Origin of the sequence: Lysinibacillus sp., from assembly GCF_032093475.1 — a bacterium.
Taxonomy (GTDB): domain Bacteria; phylum Bacillota; class Bacilli; order Bacillales_A; family Planococcaceae; genus Lysinibacillus; species Lysinibacillus irui.
Map to the genome: position 1 here is coordinate 1 of NZ_DAMDAY010000208.1, position 3,407 is coordinate 3,407.

Genomic DNA, 3,407 nt, shown 5'->3' on the forward strand with positions numbered 1-3,407 from the left:
GTGGTAAGAGAGATCGGTTTCGAAGCAAAGCTGATCACTTTAGTGTCAAGAAAGATCGGTTTCAAAGTCATGATGATCACTTTAGTGGTAAGAGAGATCGGTTTCGAAGCAAAGCTGATCACTTTAGTGTCAAGAAAGAACAGTTTCGAAGCGATGTTGATTACATCCTTAGTGAAGAAATTTGGCAAGAACACAAAATTATGGAGAACTGAGGGTAAGTCACTTTTCATTGCGGTATGAACTATTCTATAATAGAAGTAATAGAAAGGGATGGAAGGTGGTCAAATGGACATTTGGCGATTTATGTTGTCATGTTTGACCGTCTTAGTACTAAGTGGTTGTGCAATATCAATCGATGAACCGAATCCGCAAGCAGAGCCAGACGGTGAGCAAGCAGGAACGGAGCAAGATATGACGCAGGATGAGCAACAAACAGAAGATGAGGAAAAAGCCTCTAAGAATATGTTGACGCAAATTTTTGAACATTTTTTTGAGCCATCAGCAGAGGATTTATCGCAAATTGATGAAGAAAACGCAAAGCAACTACATTACTTGGCACTGGGAGATTCGTTAACAGATGGTGTCGGTGATGAGTATAGTCAAGACGGTTATGTTGGAAGATTAGCAGATTCATTGCTGGCGTGGCCCTCGATTTCGGACGTAGATGTCGATAATCGTGGAAAACGTGGTAGGCGCAGTGATCAACTTCTAAAATTAGTGAAAAAAGGGCATTATGATGAAGAGTTGCAACAAGCGCAGCTCATTTCATTAACAATGGGCGGCAATGATGTCATGAAAGTTGTCAAGCAGGATTTGTTTAATTTGAAGCGTGACGCATTCGACAAGGAATTGAAGGCCTATAAGGAGCGCTACAGCAAAATCGTAGCAGGCATTCGCGCAAAAAATCCAACAGTGCCTATTCTACTCATTGGCTTCTATAATCCATTTTCGATTGTGACCAATGAGGCGAATGAATTTGATACAATTATTACAGAATGGAATAATGTAATTGAAGAAGTAGCGAGTGAAGATTCAAATGCTTGCTACGTTTCAGTAGAAGATTTATTCGATTCAAATGAAGAGCTCGTCTATCATACAGATTTTTTCCACCCGAATGCAAAGGGATATGAAAAAATGACCGAGCGAATACTAGCAGCAATGGAGCAGTGTGGCATGGAAAAGAAGATTAACAAGGCAATAGGCTTCGAGGAGTGACAAAATGAATAAATGGAAAGTCGCATTTTTCGCCTTAGCGGGCACAGTGCTTTTTGCAATCCTCCTCGTCGTTTTTTTAGCAACTAGACCAGTGGATGACGTCAATGTTGCGAAGAGTTCTGCAGGTGAAAGTGAAAGCAAAGGGAATGTACTCGTTGTGCAAACCACAACAAAGGAATTAGAATCGATATCAAAAAAATATTTAAAGGATGCAGCGAAGGGCTCTCCTTTACCGCTTGATTTTACAATCGGTGATGATATTCAATTAAGAAGCACATTAACCGTGTTTTATACGGAAATCCCGATTTCGATGAATTTTGATCCGATTGTGGATGAAAAGGGTAATATTATTTTAAAACAAACGGGCATGAATGTTGGACTATTGAATATTCCACCGGAGACGACAATGAAAATTATGCGTGATTCGGTGGAATTTCCCTCATGGATTACAGTGAATCCGAATAAAGCAGAAATCTATATTGATTTATCGCGTATTAACATCGCTTCAGGATCACGTGTTCGTGCCAAAGAGTTAGACTTACCAAAGGATAAAATATTATTAGAAATTATTGTTCCTGGTGAATAAGGAGTGAGATGAATGGCAAAGCAATATGCAACATTTGCGGGAGGCTGTTTTTGGTGTATGGTCAAGCCCTTTGACGAAACACCTGGTATTGACTCGGTGATTTCTGGCTATACGGGTGGACATGTTGTCAACCCCACATACGAACAAGTATGCTCAGAAACGACAGGACATGTAGAGGCTGTTCAAATCGTATTTGATGATGAATTATATAGCTACGAGCAATTACTTGCAATTTATTGGACATTGATCGATCCAACAGATGCAGGGGGTCAGTTTTATGACCGTGGAGAATCTTACACAACGGCCATTTTTTATCATAACGAAGAACAACGTGAATTAGCCGAACGTTCGAAGGCAGATTTAGAAGCATCTAAGAAGTTCGATAAGCCGATTATGGTCAAAATCTTACCAGCTAGCACGTTTTATCCAGCTGAAGATTATCATCAACAGTATTATAAGAAAAATCCAATGCACTATGAGCGCTATTCGATTGGCTCAGGTCGTCGAGCGTTCCAGGAGCATCACTGGGGGAATAAACATGAATAAAGAACAACGTTTAAAAGAACTAACAGATATGCAATATTATGTCACGCAGGAAAATGGCACAGAGCCACCATTCCGCAATGAATATGACGAGCATTTTGAGGAAGGCATCTATGTAGATATTGTTTCTGGAAAACCATTATTCAGCTCGTTGGACAAATACAACTCTGGCTGTGGTTGGCCAGCATTTACAAAACCGATTGAAAAAGAACAAGTCACAGAGCACTTCGATACATCTCACGGCATGCGTCGTGTAGAGGTTCGCAGTAAAGAAGCAGACTCTCATCTCGGACATGTCTTCCCAGATGGTCCAAGTGAATTAGGAGGCCTGCGCTACTGCATTAATTCAGCAGCCCTACGATTTGTCCCAAAAGAGGACCTAGAAAAAGAAGGCTACGGCGAATATCTTTCATTATTTAAATAACGACACCTAGCAGGAGCAATCTTGCTAGGTTTTTTTGTTGATCATCGGGTTGGATATCCGGAGCGAAAGCTGCTATTGGAAGTGGAGGATAGCAATGTCAAAATTGAAGGAAAGCCGTACAAAGCGAGGAGTTTAAAACTCTTGTTGATGGATAAAATCAAGAAAGTGGTGGATAGAACGCGCAAAGTGAAGGAGTGCCGCATAAAGCGGAGGATAAAATCCTCTAATCGAAGGATAAAGCTAGGAAAGTAGTGGATAGAAAGCCCAAAGTGAAGGATAGCAGCATAAAGCGGAGGATAGAATCCTCTAATCGAAGGATAAAATCAAGAAAGTGGTGGATAGAACGCGCAAAGTGAAGGATAGCCGCATAAAGCGGAGGATAGAATCCTCTAATCGAAGGATAAAACTAAGAAAGTAGTGGATAGAACGCCCAAAGTGAAGGATAGCCGTATAAAGCGGAGGATAGAATCCTCTAATCGAAGGATAAAACCAAGAAAGTAGTGGATAGAACGCGCAAAGTGAAGGATAGCCGCATAAAGCGGAGGATAGAACCCTCTAATTGAAGGATAAAGCCAGGAAAGTAGTGGATAGAACGCGTAAAATGAAGGATAGCCGCATAAAGCGGAGGATAGAATCCTC

General features: G+C 41.0%; 5 protein-coding genes. All 5 read left to right on the top strand.

The features are described from left to right. Nucleotides 1-240, top strand: a 240-nt coding sequence (locus RT445_RS23360; RefSeq protein WP_313471722.1) for a hypothetical protein, incomplete at its 5' end; no start/stop codon positions are given. 45 nt (nt 241-285) lie between these two features. Further along, nucleotides 286-1,215 (top strand): GDSL-type esterase/lipase family protein, encoded by a 930-nt coding sequence (locus tag RT445_RS23365; RefSeq protein ID WP_274797079.1) that lies wholly within the window; start codon nt 286-288, stop codon nt 1,213-1,215. Between the two features lie 4 nt (nt 1,216-1,219). Further along, nucleotides 1,220-1,801: a YpmS family protein gene (locus tag RT445_RS23370; RefSeq protein WP_274797080.1), complete on the top strand. Its 582-nt coding sequence runs from the start codon at nt 1,220-1,222 to the stop codon at nt 1,799-1,801. A gap of 12 nt (nt 1,802-1,813) precedes the next feature. Continuing rightward, on the top strand, nt 1,814-2,347 hold the full coding sequence (msrA, locus tag RT445_RS23375; protein ID WP_274797081.1) for a peptide-methionine (S)-S-oxide reductase MsrA: 534 nt from the start codon (nt 1,814-1,816) through the stop codon (nt 2,345-2,347). Then, complete coding sequence (gene msrB, locus RT445_RS23380) at nt 2,340-2,768, top strand: peptide-methionine (R)-S-oxide reductase MsrB (protein WP_312506856.1); 429 nt, start codon at nt 2,340-2,342, stop codon at nt 2,766-2,768. The genes msrA and msrB overlap by 8 nt, the downstream gene beginning before the upstream one ends. Nucleotides 2,769-3,407 lie beyond the last annotated feature (639 nt).